Consider the following 18210-nt stretch of genomic DNA (forward strand, 5'->3'; position numbering starts at 1 on the left):
CCCTCGACCGGCTGATCCGCCTGATCGACGTCGACAACCAGAGCCTGCGCGCCCAGGTCGCCGCCTACCGGCAGGCCCGGGCCCTGGTGCAGGAGGCCCGCGCCCAGCTGTTTCCCACCGTGCTCGGCGCGCCCTCGATCTCCCGCGCCAGCACCGGCGGGATCGAGCGCACCACCGTGACGCTGCAAGGCTCGGCGACCTGGGAGCCCGACCTGTTCGGCCGCGTCCGCCGCCTGATCGAGAGCGACGTCGCCGCCGCCCAGGCCAGCGCCGCCGACATCGCCTCGGTGCGCCTCGCGCTCCAGACGCAGCTCGCGACGGCCTATTACCAGCTGCGCTACCAGGAATCGCTCCAGAGCCTGCTCGAGCGCACGGCGCAGGCCTACCAGCGCTCGCTCGCCATCGCGCAGAACCAGTACGCCGCCGGCGTCGCCGCCCGCTCCGACGTCATCACCGCCCAGACCCAGCTCCAGACCACCCAGGCCAACGCCATCGCGGTCGGGCTGCAGCGGGCGAACCTCGAGCACGCCATCGCGACGCTGATCGGCCGCCCGCCCTCCGAGGTGTCGCTTCCCCGCGGCAGCCTGCCGGCGCGGCCGCCGACCGTGCCGGTGAGCCTGCCCTCCGATCTCCTGGAGCGCCGGCCCGACATCGCGCTGGCCGAGCGCACCGTCCAGTCGCAGAGCGCCCAGATCGGCGTCGCGGTGGCGGCGTTCTACCCGACCGTCACCCTGTCGGCGAGCGGCGGCATCGCGGGCGATCCGGCCCGCACCTTCTTCTCGGCCGCCAACACGTTCTGGTCGGTGGCGGCCTCGGGGTCCCAGGTGCTGTTCGACGGCGGCGCCCGCACCGCCACCCTCCAGGCCGTCGAGGCGGCCTACGATGCCGCCGTCGCCAATTACCGCCAGACGGTGCTCACCGCCTTCCAGCAGGTCGAGAACGGGCTGGCCGGCCAGCGCATCCTCGCCCGCCAGCAGGGCGCGCAGGAACTGGCGGTGCGGTCGTCGCACCAGGCGGTCGAGATCGCGCTCAACGAGTACCGGGCCGGCACCCAGAACTACACCACGGTCGTCACCGCCCAGGCGCTGGAGCTCAACAACGAGGTCACGGCGCTCCAGGTCCGGCTCAACCGCTTCGCCAACGCGGTCTCGCTGATCGGCGCGATCGGCGGCGGCTGGGACACCGGCAGCCTGCCGAGCGGCGAGGCGCTGAAGCAGTTCACGCCGCTGCCGATCGATCGCGGCCAGGCGCCGCGGGTGGACGAGTGAGACGGTGTCCGCCCGATTTGTGTCGAGGCCAATCAATCTCGGGTTCTCTCCTCTCCCCGCCCGCGGGAAGAGGAGAGAACCCGCGCCACGCCTTGCATCCGCCTTGCATCCGCTTGGCCATCCCGGTTCCCGCTCACCGGGGAATGGCCTAAACCGGTCCACCGGCGCGCCGCCGCCCTAGTTTCGAGCCGATGACCGACCCGCTCCTCTCCGTCCAGGATCTCTCCGTCGCCTTCCGCCAGGGCGGGCGCGAGACCCGCGCCGTCGATCGCGTCTCCTTCGCCATCGCGCCGGGGGAGACCGTGGCCCTCGTCGGCGAATCGGGCTCGGGCAAGTCGGTGACGGCGCTGTCGATCCTGCGCCTCCTCGACGGCGCGGTGCCGGAGGGCAGCATCCGCTTCAAGGGCCGCGACCTGCTGGCGCTCTCCGAGCCGCAGATGCGCGGGATCCGCGGCGCCGACATCACCATGGTGTTCCAGGAGCCGATGACCTCGCTCAACCCGCTGCACCGCATCGCCGAGCAGGTCGGCGAGGTGCTGCGGCTGCACAAGGGGATGGGCGGCGAGGCGGCGCGTGCCCGCACCCTGGAGCTGCTGACCCTCGTGGGCATCCGCGATGCGGACAAGCGCCTCGGCGCCTATCCGCACGAGCTCTCCGGCGGGCAGCGCCAGCGGGTGATGATCGCGATGGCGCTCGCCTGCGAGCCCGACCTGCTCGTCGCCGACGAGCCGACGACGGCGCTCGACGTCACCGTCCAGGCCCAGATCCTGTCGCTGCTCGCCGAGCTGAAGGCGCGGCTCGGCATGGCGATGCTGTTCATCACCCACGACCTCGGCATCGTGCGCCGCGTCGCCGACCGGGTCTGCGTGATGCTGCAGGGGCGCATCGTCGAGGCCGGCCCGGTCGCCGAGGTGTTCGCCGACCCGCAGCACGACTATACCCGCCGCCTGCTCGCCGCCGAGCCGCGGGGCCGCGGCAACCCGGTGCCGGACGGGGCGCCGGTCCTGGTCGAGGCCGGGCCGATCCGGGTCCATTTCCCGATCAGGACGGGCCTGCTCCGGCGCACCACCGGCCACGTCAAGGCGGTGGACGGGGTGGGCTTCCGCGTGCGCCAGGGCGAGACCGTCGGGGTGGTCGGCGAATCGGGCTCGGGCAAGACCACGCTCGGCCTCGCCGTCCTGCGGCTCGTCGCCTCCGAGGGCCCGGTGGTCTATCTCGGCCGGCGCATCGACGGGCTGTCGGCGAACGCCATGCGGCCGCTGCGGCGCGAGATGCAGGTGGTGTTCCAGGATCCCTACGGCTCGCTCTCGCCGCGAATGTCGGTGGCCGAGATCGTCGCCGAGGGACTCGAGGTGCAGGGCAAGGGCCGCACCGACGCCGAGCGCCGGGAGATCGTCGCCCGGGCGCTCGACGATGTCGGGCTCGATCCCGCCGCCATGGACCGCTATCCGCACGAATTCTCCGGCGGCCAGCGCCAGCGCATCGCCATCGCCCGCGCCATGGCGCTCGATCCGCGCTTCGTCGTCCTCGACGAGCCGACCTCGGCCCTCGACATGTCGGTCCAGGCCCAGATCGTCGAGCTCCTGCGCGAATTGCAGGCCCGCCGCGGCCTCGGCTACCTGTTCATCAGCCACGACCTCAAGGTGGTGCGGGCGCTCGCCAACCGGGTGATGGTGATGCAGGGCGGCCAAGTGGTCGAGGAGGGCGCGGCCGAGGAGATCTTCTCCGCGCCCCGCACCGACTACACCCGCGCCCTGTTCGCCGCCGCCTTCGACCTCGCGGCGGCCCCGACCGGGGCGGTGAGCGAATGAGCCGGGCGCTCCTCATCGTGCTCGATTCCGTCGGCATCGGCGGCGCGCCGGACGCCGCGGATTTCGGCGACGCGGGCGCCGACACGCTCGGCCACATCGCCGAGGCCTGCGCCCGCGGGGACGGCGACCGGGCGGGCCTGCGCGGCGGCCCCCTGCACCTGCCCCACCTCGCCGGCCTCGGGCTCGGCCTCGCGGCGCAAGGCGCGAGCGGCCGGATGCCGCCGGGCCTCGCCCCGTCGGGGCCGGTCGCGGGCGCCTTCGGCCACGCGGTCGAGAGCGCGCGCGGCAAGGACACCGTATCGGGCCACTGGGAGATCGCCGGGGTGCCGGTGGATTTCGCCTGGGGCCATTTCCCGGCGACGCGGCCGGCCTTCCCGCCGGATCTGGTCCGGGCCCTCGTCGACGAGGCCGGGCTGCCGGGCATCCTGGGCGATCGCCACGCCTCCGGCACCGCGATCGTCGAGGAATTCGGGGCCGAGCACGTCCGGACGGGCCGGCCGATCTGCTACACCTCGGTCGACAGCGTGTTCCAGATCGCCGCCCACGAGGAGGCGTTCGGGCTCGACCGGCTCTACGCGCTCTGCACGATCGCCCGCCGGCTCTGCGATCCCTACCGCATCGGCCGGGTCATCGCCCGGCCGTTCGTCGGCGACGAGGCATCCGGCTTCACCCGCACCGCGAACCGGCGCGACTACGCCGTGACGCCGCCCGCCGACACCCTCCTCGACCGGCTCGACGCCGCCGGCCGGCCGGTGGTGAGCGTCGGCAAGATCGGCGACATCTTCGCCCACCGGTCGACCGGTCGCGAGATCAAGCCCGGCGGCAACGACGCCTGCCTCACCGCCGCCCTCGCGGCCCTGGCCGACCTGCCGGATGGCGGCCTCGTCTTCGCCAACCTCGTCGAGTTCGACACCGAGTACGGCCACCGCCGCGACGTGCCGGGCTACGCCGCGGCGCTGGAGCGCTTCGACGCCCGGGTGCCGGAGATCCGGGCGGCGCTTCGGGCCGGCGACCTCTGCCTCGTCACCGCCGACCACGGCAACGACCCGACCTGGATCGGCACCGACCACACCCGCGAGCAGGTACCGGTGCTGGCCTTCGGGCCGGGCCTGCGGCCCGGGACCGACCTCGCCCCTGGCCCCCTCGGGCGGATCGGCTTCCCGGCGATCGGCCGGATGGTCGCCCGCCATCTCGGGTTGGCGGAGCCCGAACCGCTCGCGTAAAGCAGGAGGGTCGCGCCACCGGAGATCCTTCGCCTTGCCCATCACGGCTTCCGGTCCGCTCCCCGTCGGCGCGCCCGAGACCGGCGTCCACGCGCCGCCGGTGCCGGCCCTGGCCGAGCGGGTCGGCTGGCTCGGGCTGCTGGGCGCCTTCCGGCGCAACACCCTGGAGGCGTTCCCCCGCGCCTGCCTCGACGAGCCGGCGGTGACGATCCCGCTGCCCGGGAGCGGCCGGATGGTGCTGCTCTCGACCCCAGCCGGTGCCCGCCACGTCCTGCTCTCGGCCACCGACGACTTCGTGCGCCTGCCCGCCGGCCGGCGGGTGATCGGGCCGATCGCCGGGAACGGCCTGGTGCTGGCCGACGGCGAGGCCTGGCGCCACCAGCGCCGGGTGCTCGCCCCCGCCTTCACGCCCCGCACCCTGCCGCTGATGCTGCGCTTCGTCGCCCGCAGCGCGGAGGCATCCTGCCGCCGGCTGGAGGCGGGGCTCGGCGCCCCGGCGGACCTGCGCGCCGAGATGCAGCGCGTCGCCCTCGACATCGCCACGACCTCGATGTTCTCCCTCGAGACCGGGCCGCTCGGCGCCGAGATCCGGGCGCTGGTCTCGGGCTATCTCGACCGGCTCGGCAAGCCGACCGTGGCCGACTTCCTGCTGCCGCCGGGCTGGCCGACGCCGTCGAGCCCGCGCCGGGCGCTGTTTCGCCGCCGCTGGCTTCGCCTCGTGCGGGCGGTGCTGGCGGCGCGGCGCGGGCAGGGCGCCTCGGGCGGGGGCGGGCCGCGGGACCTGTTCGACCTCCTCACCGAGGCCCATGGCGCGGCGTCGGGCGGGCTGCTCGCCGACGAGGTCGGCACCCTGATCGTCGCCGGCCACGAGACCACCGCCTCGACCCTGTTCTGGGCCTGCACGCTGCTCGCCCGCGCGCCGGGATGGCAGGACGCGCTCGCCCGCGAGGCGGCCGGGCTCGACCTCACGGAGGCGGGCGCGAGCGCGTCCCTGGCCCGTCTCACGCTCGCCCGGGCGGTGGCGCAGGAGGCGCTGCGGCTCTACCCCCCGGTCTACGTCATCGCCCGGCGCGCGGCGCGAACGAGCCAAGTCGAGGGGACCGCGATCCCGGCCGGCAGCATCGTGATGATCCCGACCTGGGTGCTCCACCGCAACCCGCGCTGGTGGGACCGGCCGGAGACCTTCGACCCGCGGCGCTTCCTCGACCGCCCGGAGCCGGACCGCTTCGTCTACCTGCCGTTCGGCGCCGGCCCCCGGATCTGCCTCGGGGCGCAGCTGGCGCTCGCCGAGGCGACCCTGGTGCTGGCGCGCCTGATGCGCGACTTCCGCCTCGCCCTCGACGGCGACCGGCCGGTCCTGCCGGTGGCGACCACGACGGTGCGGCCGGACCACGTGCCGCGCTTCCATCTCGAGCGACGCGCCGGTTGAGCCTGCCGCGGGCGCGAAAATGCATTATGGCAGCGGGGAGCGGCCGGCCCGGCCCCGCGAAGAGATAGAGACACGGTGCGACCCTGGCGCAGCGGCCCGTCCGACCGGCGCGGCTACCATCACGGCAACCTCAAGGAGGCCCTGATCGAGGCCGCGCGCCGCTTCATCGCGGAGCGCGGCATCGGCGGCTTCACCCTGGTCGACGCGGCCCGCCTCGTCGGCGTCTCGCCGGCGGCGCTCTACCGCCATTTCCGCGGCCGCGAGGCGCTGCTGGAGGAGGTGGCCGAGCGCGGCTTCACCGAGCTCGCCGCCCGGCTCGCCCGGGCGCTGCGCGGCCCCGGCACGCCGCTGGAGCGCTTCACCCGCATGGGCGAGGCCTACCTGACCTTCGCCGAGGAGGAGCCGGGCTACTACGCGGCGATCTTCGAGGCCCGGCCCCTCGGGCCGGACGGCTGCCCGCCGGGCGGCGGAACGCCGCAGCAGGCCCCGCGCGACCGCGACGCCTTCGGGCTCCTGGTCGAGGCCCTGCGGAGCACCTTCCCGGACGGGTTCTCCGCCGGCGTCGACCCGCGCTTCGTCGCCCTCGAGGTCTGGGCCTTGTCCCACGGCATCGCGACGCTCGCCGCCGCAGGCCGGCTGCCGACCGGCCCGGGCCTGCCGACCAAGTACGACCTCCTGCGCGCCGGCGTGGTGGCGATGGTGCACGGGGCGACGGCGCGGGCGGGGTAGGGGGGTCCGTCGCCTTCCGCGACGCACTTCACACCCACAGGGGCATTCCGGGGCCGCGAAGCGGAGCCCGGAATCCGGAAACACGGGTCGTCCCGCAAGTCGGACGGCCGCTCAATGCCCGGAGGCCACGGCCGAATCCGGCTTGCCGTGGGTGCCGAGCTTCTCGACCAACGTCGCCGAGGCCGCGTTGAGCCCGACGATCTCCACCGGCACCGTGTGGTGGCGGAACTTCAGCACGACCCGGTCCAGCGCGTTGACGGCGGTGAGGTCCCAGAAATGGGCCTGCGTCAGGTCGATCACCACGCGCTCCAGATCCTCCTCGCGGAAGTCGAAGCCGGCATGGAAGGCCTCCGCCGTGGCGAAGAAGATCTGGCCCGTCACCCGATAGGTGCGGGTTCGGCCTTCACGCGACGAGGCGACGGCGAAGAACCGGGTGACCTTGTGGGCGAAGAACAGCCCGCTCAGCACGACGCCGAACAGCACACCCTTGGCGAGGTCGTGGGTGGCGAGCACGACCGCGACGGTGCCGAGCATCACGATGCTCGACGTGGTCGGGTGGGTGACCAGGGTGCGGATCGAGCGCCACTGGAAGGTGTCGACCGAGACCACGATCATCACCGCGACGAGGGCCGCCATCGGGATCTGCGCCACGTAACGCCCGAGCACCACGATCAGGAACAGCAGGAAGGCGCCGGCCCACAGGGTCGAGAGCCGGCCGCGCCCCCCCGACGAGACGTTGATCATCGACTGGCCGATCATCGCGCAGCCGGCCATGCCGCCGAACAGGCCGGCGGTGACGTTGGCCAGCCCCTGGCCGGTGCATTCGCGGTTCTTGTTCGAGGTGGTGTCGGTGCGCTCGTCGATGATCGCCGCGGTCATCAGGCTCTCGAGCAGGCCCACCATGGCGATCGTCAGCGAATAGGGCAGGATGATCCGCAGGGTCTCCAGGGTGAGGGGCACCTGCGGCAGGGCAAAGCTCGGCAATTCGCCCGGCAACGCCCCCATGTCGCCGACGGTGCGGATGTCGAGGCCGAGGCTCATCGACACGGCGGTGCACAGCACGATCGCCACCAGGGCCGGGGGCACGGCCTTCGTCAGATAGGGCAGGCCGTAGATCAGCGCGATGCCGGCGGCGGTCATCGCGTAGACGACCGGCCCGCGGCCGATCAGCTCCGGCAGCTGGGCCATGAAGATCAGGATCGCGAGCGCGTTGACGAAGCCGGTGACGACCGAGCGCGAGACGAAGCGCATCAGGTCGCCGAGCTTGAACGCACCGGCGGCGATCTGGATCAGGCCGGTCAGGATCGTCGCGGCGAGGAGGTGGCCGAGGCCGTGATCCTTGACCAGCGACGTCATCAGCAGGGCCGTCGCGCCGGTGGCCGCCGAGATCATCGCCGGGCGCCCGCCCGCGATGGCGGTGACGACCGCGATGCAGAACGAGGCGTAGAGGGCGACCTTCGGGTCGACCCCGGCGATGACCGAGAACGCGAGCGATTCGGGGATGAGGGCGAGGGCGACGACGGTCCCGGCCAGGATCTCGCGCGTGACGTCGGGCGCCCATTCGCGCCGCAGGCGGACGAGGTTCATGGAGTCTGAGCTTTCGGAGGAGAGGCGCGACGGCGCGCGCGAGAACGATCCGCCGCGCAGGGCGGACGGGCACGAAGGACAGGCGTGGGAAGAGGACGCGGGAGAGCTGGGCGCTACGGCGGCGTGGGCCGCGAGACCGGAACGGCTCGATCCTGCATCATGGGTCCGTGCCTAGCACGGAGTTTCGCTGCGCTGCAACGGGGTAGAGGGATTAAAGTCACGACTGCTGGGCGCAATGTCATTCGCGGAGACAACCGAGAAGAGAAGAGCGCGGGTTTGCCCCTCCCCCCTCTGCGGGGGAGGGTGCCCGGCGGAGCCGGGCGGGAGAGGGGACGACGTTTCCGGAAAGGACCGAACTGTTCTGACAGGCGCCCTCTGAATCAGCGTCGCGCTGCCCCTCTCCCGGCCCCTGCTGACGCAGGGTCCAACCCTCCCCAGCGGAGGCTATCGCATTCACGCATCTCGGTTTGATCGTTCTCCCCGTTGAAAGTCGCGCGCCTCTCCTCCCCCTTGTGGGGAGGAGTTGGAGGTGGGGGTGGTGCCGGATAGACCTCTGTGCTCTACGCGGCACCACCCCCACCCCTAACCCCTCCCCACAAGGGGGAGGGGAAAGCGCCTACACTTACAAGGGTTTGGCTTTCAGAGAAGAAGCGTGAATCCGATAGCCCGCAGAGGGGGGAGGGCTCGCGCGAAGCGCCCTCCATGAAAAAAGCCCGCCCCTCGGCGGAGGGACGGACCTTGTCATCGGTTCTGCTCTCGGCCCCTAGGCCGGGATCAGCGGATCCCGCCTCGCCGCACTCTCCGGCACCCCGTCCTTGGCCTTCTGCTTCGGCGGCGGCCCGAGGAAGGCCGGCACGATGAAGAAGGCGGCCACCAGGGTGAAGAACAGCGACAGCGCGAGCAGCTTGCCCATGCTGGCGGTGCCCGGGTGGCTCGACAGCACCAGCGAGCCGAAGGCGGTGCCGGTGGTGAGCGCCGAGAAGAAGATCGCCCGGGTCAGGCTCGAGGCCAGCATATCGGCGACGCCGGCCCGCCAGGCGATCACGTAGTAGATGTGGAAGGCCACGCCCACCGCCAGCATCAGCGGCAGCGCGATGATGTTGGCGAAGTTCAGCGGCATGCCGATGAGGTAGAGCGCCTCCAGCGTCCACAGGGTGGCGAGCACCAGGGGTCCCAGCGCCATGGCGACGTCCCAGGGGCGGCGAAGGGCCACCGACAGGATGATGAAGATCGAGAGCAGCGCCAGCAGGCCCGCCTCGATGAAGGCGCCGAGGATCGTGTGGCTCGACAGGGTGGTGGCGACCGGCGCGCCGGTGGCGTGGGGGGCGACGCTCAGGACTTCCTTGGCGAAGCGGCGCTGCACCAGGTTGTCGTTCGAGTTGCCCTTGGGCTGGACCTCGATCCGGGCCTTGCCGTCGGCGGCGATCCACTCGGAGCGGATCTGCGCCGGCAGGTTCTGGAGCGTGATCTTCTCCGGCGAGAGCAGGCTGCGCAGGCGGGTGAGCAGGGCCTTGAGGTTCGGCACAACCGCGGCGGCGGCGGCCTCGCGCACCGGCGGCTCGGCGTTGGCCAGCCGCTCGAGGGTGTCGGTGAAGCCCTGGATCGTCGCCAGCGGGCCTGAGGCGTTGGCCGCCCCCTGCTGCTGCGCGCCCTGCACGATGCCGCGCAGCGCCGCCACGGCGTTGCGGATCGCCGTCACCACCTCGCGGTCGGTCGGCGGGGGAGCGACGCGGGGCGGGTTGAGCACGGGCCCGAGCACCTGGGCGGCGTCCTCGATGGTGGCGAGCTTCTGGTCCTGGTCGGCGGGCACGAAGGTGTTGATGTCGACCACCCCGGCGACGGCCGGCAGGGCGAGGAGCTTCTTGACCATCGGGTCGATGGCGTCGCGGTTGGGCACCACCACGTCGATCGAGTTCGGGCTGGTCTTCGGGTCCTTGGCGAGGTCGAGATAGGTCGCGACCGATTCCACCTTCGCGCTGCGCAGGTGCATCGGGTTCGAGTCGAAGGGCAGCCAGTAGAGCAGCGGCAGGCCCGCCACGGTGACGAGGCCGGTCAGCACCAGGACCAGCTTGCGGTGCTCGAGGATCCAGTGGTCGACCGAGGCCATGCTGGCGGTGCCGACCTCCTGCTTCTCGCCCGGCGGCCGCAGCACGGCGATCAGCGCCGGCAGCAGGGTGAGCGAGAACAGGTAGGCGACGATCATGCCGACGCCGGCGATCAGGCCGAGCTCCGACACGCCGCGGAAATCGGTCGGCAGGAACGAGAAGAAGCCGGCGAGCAGCGAGACGGCCGCGAGGGTCAGCGACCAGCCGACGCCGCGGGCGGCCGAGCGGATCGCCCGTTCGAGGTCTCCCTCGGCGAAGCGGTCGGCGCGGTAGCGCACCGCGAACTGGATGCCGAAATCGATGCCGAGCCCGACGAACAGGGCCGCGAAGGCGACCGAGATCGGGTTGAGCTCGCCGACCATCAGGAGGCCGAGCGCCGCCGTGACGATGAGGCCCGCGAAGGTGGTGATGAGGACGCCCACGACGAGGCTGCCCGAGCGCAGGGCCAGCCACAGGAACAGCACGATGGCGCCGCCGGTGACCGAGTAGTTCAGGCCGGCATCGTCGGCGAGCGTCGCGAACTCGTCGTCCGCCACCGCGACCTGGCCGGTCAGCCGCACCCGCACGCCGTTGGCCTCGGTCAGGCCGAGGTTGCGGGCGGTCTCGCGGATCAGCTGGGTCGCCTTCTCGCCGGGCTGGAGGGCGTCATAGTCGAGGACCGGCTGGGCGATGACGAAGCGGCGCAGGTCGCTCGGCTCCGCCTTGCCGCCGGAGAGCAGGAGCTGCCACGACAGCTGCGCCCGCTCGCCCTTCAGGACCTTGTCGAAGACCTCCTTCATCTGGCCCATCGGGCCGACGAGGTCCTCGGGCTTGGCCTGGCCGGCCTTCACGCCCTGGGCGCCCATCACCATCGCCTGCATGATGCCGCGCAAGGAAGGGTCGGCGGCGAGCGGCCCGAGCAGGCCCTGCTGCTGGATCAGCTTCTCGGTGGTCTGCTCCAGTTCCTTCTGGGGCATCAGGAGCAGGCCGTTCTTGTCGAAGAACGGACCGCCGTCGGGCCGGTAGACGATCGGCAGCAGGGCCTTGTGGGTCGAGAGGGCCTGGGTCAGGCGGCTCGCCGCCTCGTCGGCCTGCTCGGGCGTCTGGGCGTCGATCACCGCGACGAGCAGGTTGCTGCGCTGCGGGAAGGTCTTCTCGAACTGGATCTCGTCCTGGCGCCAGGGCACGTCCGACGTGATCAGGCGCTCGACGTCGGTGTTGATGCGGAAGAGATGCGCCGCCGTGCCGGCGCTCGCGACGGTGACCAGCAAAGCGGCCACGATGACGAGCCAGCGCCGGTGTACGGAAAACGCCACGAGCCGTTCGATCACGATGCGAAGCCTGCCTCTAGCTCGCGGGCCGCGCGGCGGATCGCGGCGGCCCGGTGAAGTCCTGACGAATCGGCCCGACGGCCCGCCGGGACGGCGACGTCCCCGCACCGGCGCGAGATCCGGCGGAGGACCAGTATAGCGCGCAGGGCGGCGGCGCCCATGGTCGCGGGGCGTACCCGGGTCGGGCAGCGCACCCCCGTCACGGCCGCGCCCTCCCGGGGCCCGTCCGTGGCGCGCTAGGTAATGACCCGCAGGCCCGATTGCAACGCATTGGCGGCAAACGGATCCCTGGTCCGGGCGGCCGCCGCGTCCTGCCGGCGCCGGCCGAGACCGCCGCAACCGCCGCGGCCGGACGGGCTTTCGCCCGGCAGGGCGGGCCCCGGGACGCCGCGGGCGGGCCGCGCCGGGCCATGGCGAGCGGCGGCCGGCGCGGGCGGCATGCCGGGAGAGCGGGCTCGCCCTGATGCCGGCCCGGCCGCGCGGCTCCCGCGCCGGGGCGGTGCGGGCCATCGTCCCCCGCGTCGCAGGTGTCACCCGCATCGTCTCCAGCGCTCGCCGGCGAGGACGGAGGGAAAGGGGACCTGAGGCGCGTCGGTCCTGCGGGCCCGCCCCCCGGGCCGCCGCGACGATTGCTGCGCTGCAGCGTCGCACCCCTCGACGATCCCCAGGCGCCCGGGCATTGTCGAGGGCGTGGGGCGTCCCGCTCCCGTCGAGTTTGGGCCACACTCGGGCACTTCCGCGCCCAGCCTGGACCCTTTCGAACCTAGCTTGCTGGAAATCCGCCACTTTTCGGGCTAATCAGCCCGCTTGGCACAGCACCCGACACGAACCACGACACAAGGAGCCTTGGTCTTGGGCATTCCTCTCCGGTACGTCGCGAAGATCGGCGGCTACATCCTCAAGCAGCACATCACCGGCCGCAAGCGCTATCCGCTGGTCATGATGATGGAGCCGCTGTTCCGGTGCAATCTCGCCTGCGCGGGTTGCGGCAAGATCGACTATCCGGACGAGATCCTCAACAAGCGTCTTCCGGTCGACGAAGCACTCGAGTCGGTCCGCGAGTGCGGCGCACCCGTGGTGGTCATCGCCGGCGGCGAGCCGCTGCTGCACAAGGACCTGCCGCAGATCGTCGACGGCATCATCGCCCAGAAGAAGTTCGCGATCGTCTGCACCAACGCGCTTCTCCTTGAGAAGAAGATCGCGCAGTACAAGCCGAGCCCGTACTTCACCTGGTCGATCCATCTCGATGGCGACAAGGAGATGCACGACCAGTCGGTGTGCCAGCGCGGCGTCTACGACAAGGCGGTGGCGGCGATCCAGAAGGCCAAGGAGATGGGCTTCCGGGTCACGATCAACTGCACCTTCTTCAACAACTCCTCGGCCGACAAGATCGCGGACTTCTTCGACAGCGTGACCCGGATGGGCATCGACGGCATCACCGTCTCCCCCGGCTACGCCTACGAGCGCGCCCCCGACCAGCAGCACTTCCTCAACCGCCGGGCGACCAAGGACCTGTTCCGCGGCGTGTTCCGCCTCGGCAAGGAGAAGGGCCGCGAGAAGTGGACCTTCCAGCAGTCGGGCCTGTTCCTCGACTTCCTGGCCGGCAACCAGACCTATCACTGCACGCCGTGGGGCAACCCGACCCGGACGGTCTTCGGCTGGCAGAAGCCGTGCTACCTGCTCGGCGAGGGCTACGCCAAGACCTTCAAGGAGCTGATGGAGACCACGGACTGGGACGCCTACGGCACCGGCAACTACGAGAAGTGCGCCGACTGCATGGTGCATTCGGGCTACGAGGCCTCGTCGGTGGTCGATTCGGTCAAGAAGCCGTGGAAGCCGGTGATCTACGCCCTGCGCGGGATCAAGACCGAGGGCGAGATGGCTCCCGAGATCTCCCTCGAGAACCAGCGCCCGGCCGAGTTCGTGTTCTCACGCAACGTCGCGCAGAAGCTCTCCGAGATCCGGGACGCCAAGGCCGACGCCAAGAAGCGCGCGACAGCGGCCTAGCGAGGCGAAGGCCGCCGACGAGTCGCGGGCGAGACGCACCAGTCCGCCCACGCTCGCCGAGCGGCGCGCCAGCGCCGACAGGACGGCGAGGATATCGGGCTCGCCGTCCGGCTTGAGGGCCTTGGCGATCGCCGCCGGCAGGGCGCGGTCGGCCGGGTCGCACACCACCCGCACGGCGCAGAACGGCAGGCCGTGCGCCTCCGCGAAGGCGGCCGCGACGTGGGATTCCATGTCGACCGCCGCGGCCCCGGTCTCGGACCGCAGCCGCGCCTTGGCGTGCGGCGACAGCACCGCCGCCTCCACCCCGACGACGTCGGCGAGCACGATCCGCGCCGGCGCGTCCGCCAGCCGGCGGGCCAGCGCCGCCACGACCCGGTCGTGCGCCGGGTGCCGCATGCCGCCGGCGCTCACCCCGGTCGCCACCACGACGTCGCCCGGCACCAGTTCCGGATCGAGCCCGCCGGCGATGCCGATGCTCATCACCGCCCGGCAGCCCGGGCCGGCGCGCCCCCTCAGGAGATCCCGCAGCCGCTCCGGATTGCCCCCGGCCCCCACCGTCGCCACGCCGGGACCTGCGGCCAGCCGCGCCTCGCGGGCGAGGCCGGTGACGGCCAGGACGGGATGGGGCCCGTTCGGGGCGGTGGTGTCCTCGACGACGATCATGCGGGGGCTCGGGCGGCTCGATGGGGGAGGAAGGTGCGGAGCCCCTCATACCAGAGCAGGTGGGGCGGTCCTGTGGCGCCCGCGACACCGACACGCCGCCGGGGGGCGGAGGCCGCCCGGGCGTCCCGTCCCCTCGCGCCGTCGCAATGGCGCCGGCGCGAGGAAAAGAGACCTTGCGGGCCGAGCCATCACCTTGGAACCGGTTCGTGCGAAGGCGCTGCGGTCACCGGGCGCTCTCGTAAAACAGAACCCGGCCTTCGGGCCGCAGTTGCTGCAGACAGTCGAAGTCAGCAACGTTGGCGGTAAGCAGGATGCAGCCGAGCCAGCGAGCTTGGAAGAACAGCGTACAGTCGATCAAGGCCTTCATGCGCCTGTCCCTGGCATAGCCCTGAAGGCGGCACAGGATGCCGGCATAGACCGCGGCATCGGTCATCACGGCTTGCACGGGCGTATGGAGACGGTGCGCGGGGATGGCGTCGAGGACGCCGCGAATGGCCGCAACGTTCGCCGTCGTCCGAGCGTCGGCGGGATCGAGGACACCGATGGCGTGCAGCATCTCCTGCACGGCAACGACGCTGTGATGAATCCGACGCCGTCTCAGGAGGTCGCCCAGCGCCAGGGGCGCTCGGCCCATGAGTTGATGGATATAGACTCCGGTATCGAGCAGCAGCAATCCTCCGGCCGAAAGAGCGGCATCATCGACGAAGGCGAGCTCGCTCCGCGGCCGCGGCGTGAGGCGCCCGAGGTCGAGACGCGAGCAGAGCGTCTCGGCGTGCTTCGAGAGCAGGACCACGCTCAAAAACCGATATCGAGATCCGGATCAAGCGTGCCGCGGGCCTCCGCGAAGACCCTCGCGAAATCGTCGTCGACGGCCACGTTGGCGAGGGCGAAGGCCAGAAGATCCGTGGTGGACCCGATGCCGGTGCGTCGCTTGGCCTGCTCGACCAGCTTGACCGGAAGCCGGGCACCCACCTGATGGGTCTCCGCATCGAGCAAACCCATCTCCGCGGCGCGGTCCATCACTGCCGGGACCATCGGTTCGACACGCGGCAACCGATCGTCCACGGCATCGACACGACCACCGGAATGCACGGCTGCCATGGGCCCGACCATCGTCGCAAAACAAAACAGCGATTTTGTTTAACATACGGGCTGCTTGCCGTTTCTGCAACGCCGACGCCCGATCAGGCACGATCGGGCGTCGGCGTTCTCGCAACCGGCCGGGCGCGTCTTGTGCGAACCGGCCCTACGGCTTCGGCGCCTGGGCCGCCGCCGCAGCGGCCTCCGCCCGCAGCTTCGCCTCGACCTCGGCGCGGATCCGCGCCTCCATCTCGGCCTTCGCCTGCGCGTCCGCCTCGGCCTTGCGCTTCGTCTCGGCGGCGGCCTTGCGCTCCGCGCTGCGCTTGCCCGCCGAGGCGGCGTAGTCTTCCGGGCTCTGGGCGAGATACGCGCTCAGCTCGGTCTCGAACTGCCCCTTCTCCGTCCCCGGCTTCGGGCAGCCCGGCACGTCGGGCGCCTTCATCTGCTCCTGGACCACCGCCTCGATGGGCGCCATCTCGGGCCGCAGCGCGGCGACCTTCGCGTCGAGGGCGGTCCGCTGCGGGCCGGTGGTGCTCACGTCGCAGGTCGCGACGGTGCGCTGGAGGAGAAGCCCGAACAGGTACGCCTCGATCCGGGCCGCGGGCGGGACCGGCGCGGCCTGCGGGACCGGCGCGGCCTGCGCCGTGGCGGGCGCGGGCGCCGCTGCCGCGGCGTCGCAGCGCTTGAGGCCGTCGAAGGCGTCGGCGAAGCCGGGGATGCGGAAATCGGCCTCGCCGTCGTCGAACTTGAGGACGATCTGCTTGCCGGTGAGCAGCTTCGGGATCGCGGTTCCCGGCAATTCGGTCGCCAGCAGCTTGCCGTCGCCGCTCCAGCCCTGCCTGGGGAAGACGACCTGCTTGTCGATCGAGAGCGGCGCCTGAACGGTCTCGTCCTTGTCCCAGTCCCAGTTCTCGTAGCCGAGAACGAGGACCATCGCGTCGCCCTTCCGGCGGGCGACGACGGCGTTCTCGGCGTTCTTGTCGTCCTTGTCCCGGTACGAATAGGCCATCTGGCAGGCATTCGGCCCCCGGTCGCCGACGTCGCGCTCGATCGTCCAGCCCCGGACGTTCTCGAACAGCGTACGCTCCGCGGCGCGGGCCGCCGGCGCGAGGGCGGTGCACAGGAGCGCGAGCGTGATCGCCGCCGACGCGGACCGGATCGTCATGGGGTGGGGCTCCAGGAAGTCTCGTCGTGCCCGTGTCGCCGGAACGGCCGGACACGGCGGCCAATCGTTCGACCTTGATCGGCATACGATCGATCCCGGGCGCCGTCGATCGGCAATGTCGTGATCGATGCGCGAAGTGTTGTGCGGCCGGCTTCGCAGCGTCGCGGCGCGGCGATCGGCGGGAGCGACTGGATCTCGACACGCCCGACACTCCGCCCGGCCCGATCCCGACTGCGCGGCCCGGACGGTGGATTGCGATCCCGGCAGCCCGCCTCTCCCGGGAGCCGGGATCCGCGCCCGACGACGCGGCGGAGCGGACGCGACGCGGCGACGGTCCGGGAAAGACCCGGTTAAGCGTGAGCGTGAAGAAAGGAGGGCCGGCTCCGGCATCTCACGCCCCCTTGCCCCCTCAGGCCCCCTTGCCCCCTCAGGCCCCCATGCACCGCAGCTCCGAGGACAACCGCAACCGGACCCTCGCCGTCCTCGCCGGGCTCGGCGCCCTGGCGCTCCTCGCCCTCCTGGTCCTGCGCGGGGTGTTGCGCGATCCGGGCCTCAACTCGCACGGGGCCCTCGCCGATGCGTTCCTGCACGGGCGGCTGTGGATCGACCGCTGCCCGGAGATCGACTGCGCCCTGTTCCAGGGCCGCACCTACGTGATCTTCCCGCCGCTGCCGGCGCTCGTGGCGTTGCCCTTCGTGGCCCTGTTCGGGTTCCCGGGCTTCAAGGGCTTCGTGCTGCTGGCGATGGCCCTCGGGGCGATCGGCCTGTGGGCCTGGCACCGGATCCTGCGGGCCCTCGACGTCGAGGATGCCGACGCGCTCTGGATCCTGGCGGCCATCGCCTTCGCGAGCCCGCTGTTCCAGGTGACGTTGCGCTCGGAGGGCGTGTGGTTCTACGCCCAGTCGGTCGCCTTCCTGATGACCACCCTGAGCCTGTGGGCGGTGATCTGCCGGCGCTCGCTGCCGCTCGCGGGTCTGTTCGTGGCGCTCGCCTTCCTGTGCCGGCAGATGGCGATCTTCTACCCGCTGTTCCTGCTGGTGCTGGCGCTGCCGCGGCACGAGAGCCGGCGCGGAGAGTGGCGCGAGACGGCGCGGGACCTCGTCCGCCCGGTGCTGCTCGCCGGGATTCCGGTCGCGCTCGCGGTCGTCGCCTACTGCGCCTACAATTACGCCCGCTTCGGCAGCCCGACCGAGACCGGCTACGCCTTCATCCACAATCCCGGCAGCGCCGGCTTCATCTGGCGGCGCATCGCCGAGGTCGGGATCTTCTCGCGCGACTACCTGCTGTTCAACACCCTCTACCTGTTCCTGCAGGGCATCCACTTCGAGTTCGGCGGGCCGTACCTGACGCAGCTCACCGGCATCGACCGCTCCGGCGCAAGCGTGCTGGTGATGGGCCCGTGGCTGCTGCTGGCGGTCTACGCCCGGCTCGACCGGGCCTTCGCGGCGGGCGCCGTCGTCGTCGCGATCATCGCCGGGATCACCCTGTTCTACCACTCGAACGGCGCCGACCAGACCGCCACCCAGCGCTACACCCTCGACTGGCTGCCGATCCTGATCGTGCTGATGCTGCGGGGCGAGCGCCCCCGGGCCTTCGCGGCGCTGCCGCTGCTCGTCACCTGGGGCATCCTCGCCAACGCGGCGGTGACGCTGCTCACCAGCTTTTACAGGATCTAGAGCATTTTCCGACGAAGTGGAAACCGGTTCGTCGCAGAAAATGTCGTAAAACAAAGATCTAGAGACCTTCGCGATTGCAACGCCACGGTACACGACACCGCGACCGCGGCCCGACCATAGGGGCGACGATCCTCGTAAGCCTCCCCCTTTCCCGGAC

At 71.7% G+C, this 18210-nt stretch carries 13 protein-coding genes; 7 read left to right on the forward strand and 6 right to left on the reverse strand.

Annotated elements, in window-relative coordinates:
- The 5 genes from A5481_RS24475 to A5481_RS24495 all read left to right on the forward strand — a co-directional run.
- On the forward strand, positions 1 to 1268 hold a 1268-nt coding region (locus tag A5481_RS24475; RefSeq protein ID WP_048437399.1), incomplete at its 5' end, for an efflux transporter outer membrane subunit.
- A gap of 191 nt (positions 1269 to 1459) precedes the next feature.
- Positions 1460 to 3079 (forward strand): ABC transporter ATP-binding protein, encoded by a 1620-nt coding sequence (locus A5481_RS24480; protein WP_048437398.1) that lies wholly within the window; start codon positions 1460 to 1462, stop codon positions 3077 to 3079.
- Positions 3076 to 4302, forward strand: a complete 1227-nt coding sequence (locus tag A5481_RS24485) for a phosphopentomutase (protein WP_048437397.1) — start codon at positions 3076 to 3078, stop codon at positions 4300 to 4302. The genes A5481_RS24480 and A5481_RS24485 overlap by 4 nt, the downstream gene beginning before the upstream one ends.
- 34 nt (positions 4303 to 4336) lie before the next feature.
- Positions 4337 to 5731: a cytochrome P450 gene (locus A5481_RS24490; RefSeq protein ID WP_245298661.1), complete on the forward strand. Its 1395-nt coding sequence runs from the start codon at positions 4337 to 4339 to the stop codon at positions 5729 to 5731.
- A 75-nt stretch (positions 5732 to 5806) separates the two neighbouring features.
- The gene (locus A5481_RS24495) at positions 5807 to 6460 is read left to right on the forward strand and encodes a TetR/AcrR family transcriptional regulator (protein WP_048435389.1); all 654 of its coding nucleotides are present in this window, start codon (positions 5807 to 5809) and stop codon (positions 6458 to 6460) included.
- A 111-nt stretch (positions 6461 to 6571) separates the two neighbouring features.
- Here the strand turns inward: A5481_RS24495 and A5481_RS24500 are convergent, their stop codons facing one another.
- The gene (locus A5481_RS24500; protein ID WP_048435390.1) at positions 6572 to 8047 is read right to left on the reverse strand and encodes a SulP family inorganic anion transporter; all 1476 of its coding nucleotides are present in this window, start codon (positions 8045 to 8047) and stop codon (positions 6572 to 6574) included.
- 763 nt (positions 8048 to 8810) lie between these two features.
- Positions 8811 to 11462: an MMPL family transporter gene (locus A5481_RS24505; RefSeq protein ID WP_048435391.1), complete on the reverse strand. Its 2652-nt coding sequence runs from the start codon at positions 11460 to 11462 to the stop codon at positions 8811 to 8813.
- Between the two features lie 852 nt (positions 11463 to 12314).
- Here A5481_RS24505 and hpnH point away from each other — a divergent pair.
- Positions 12315 to 13469, forward strand: a complete 1155-nt coding sequence (gene hpnH / locus A5481_RS24510) for an adenosyl-hopene transferase HpnH (protein ID WP_048435392.1) — start codon at positions 12315 to 12317, stop codon at positions 13467 to 13469.
- Here the strand turns inward: hpnH and A5481_RS24515 are convergent.
- The 4 genes from A5481_RS24515 to A5481_RS24530 all read right to left on the reverse strand — a co-directional run bounded on the left by A5481_RS24515 (position 13392) and on the right by A5481_RS24530 (position 16377).
- Complete coding sequence (locus A5481_RS24515; protein ID WP_048435393.1) at positions 13392 to 14132, reverse strand: phosphorylase; 741 nt, start codon at positions 14130 to 14132, stop codon at positions 13392 to 13394. The genes hpnH and A5481_RS24515 overlap by 78 nt on opposite strands.
- A gap of 223 nt (positions 14133 to 14355) precedes the next feature.
- Positions 14356 to 14925, reverse strand: a complete 570-nt coding sequence (locus tag A5481_RS24520) for a type II toxin-antitoxin system VapC family toxin (protein ID WP_048435394.1) — start codon at positions 14923 to 14925, stop codon at positions 14356 to 14358.
- 2 nt (positions 14926 to 14927) lie between these two features.
- Positions 14928 to 15233, reverse strand: coding sequence for a hypothetical protein (locus A5481_RS24525; RefSeq protein WP_245238992.1), 306 nt, complete (start codon positions 15231 to 15233; stop codon positions 14928 to 14930).
- A gap of 145 nt (positions 15234 to 15378) precedes the next feature.
- Positions 15379 to 16377 (reverse strand): hypothetical protein, encoded by a 999-nt coding sequence (locus A5481_RS24530; protein ID WP_053082464.1) that lies wholly within the window; start codon positions 16375 to 16377, stop codon positions 15379 to 15381.
- Positions 16378 to 16814: 437 nt separating this feature from the next.
- On the opposite strand from A5481_RS24530, the gene A5481_RS24535 reads away from it, so the two are divergent.
- Positions 16815 to 18053 carry a hypothetical protein gene (locus A5481_RS24535; protein WP_048435396.1) on the forward strand — a complete coding sequence of 413 codons (1239 nt, stop codon included), beginning with the start codon at positions 16815 to 16817 and terminating at the stop codon, positions 18051 to 18053.
- Positions 18054 to 18210 lie beyond the last annotated feature (157 nt).

This window comes from Methylobacterium platani (assembly GCF_001653715.1).
GTDB lineage: Bacteria > Pseudomonadota > Alphaproteobacteria > Rhizobiales > Beijerinckiaceae > Methylobacterium > Methylobacterium platani.

Bases quoted from the DNA above. Each gene is read 5' to 3' on its own strand.
- A5481_RS24480 (WP_048437398.1), top strand. From the start codon at position 1,460: ATGACCGACCCGCTCCTCTCCGTCCAGGATCTCTCCGTCGCCTTCCGC.
- A5481_RS24485 (WP_048437397.1), top strand. From the start codon at position 3,076: ATGAGCCGGGCGCTCCTCATCGTGCTCGATTCCGTCGGCATCGGCGGC.
- A5481_RS24500 (WP_048435390.1), bottom strand. From the start codon at position 8,047: ATGAACCTCGTCCGCCTGCGGCGCGAATGGGCGCCCGACGTCACGCGC.
- A5481_RS24515 (WP_048435393.1), bottom strand. From the start codon at position 14,132: ATGATCGTCGTCGAGGACACCACCGCCCCGAACGGGCCCCATCCCGTC.
- A5481_RS24525 (WP_245238992.1), bottom strand. From the start codon at position 15,233: ATGGCAGCCGTGCATTCCGGTGGTCGTGTCGATGCCGTGGACGATCGG.
- A5481_RS24530 (WP_053082464.1), bottom strand. From the start codon at position 16,377: ATGACGATCCGGTCCGCGTCGGCGGCGATCACGCTCGCGCTCCTGTGC.
- A5481_RS24535 (WP_048435396.1), top strand. From the start codon at position 16,815: ATGCACCGCAGCTCCGAGGACAACCGCAACCGGACCCTCGCCGTCCTC.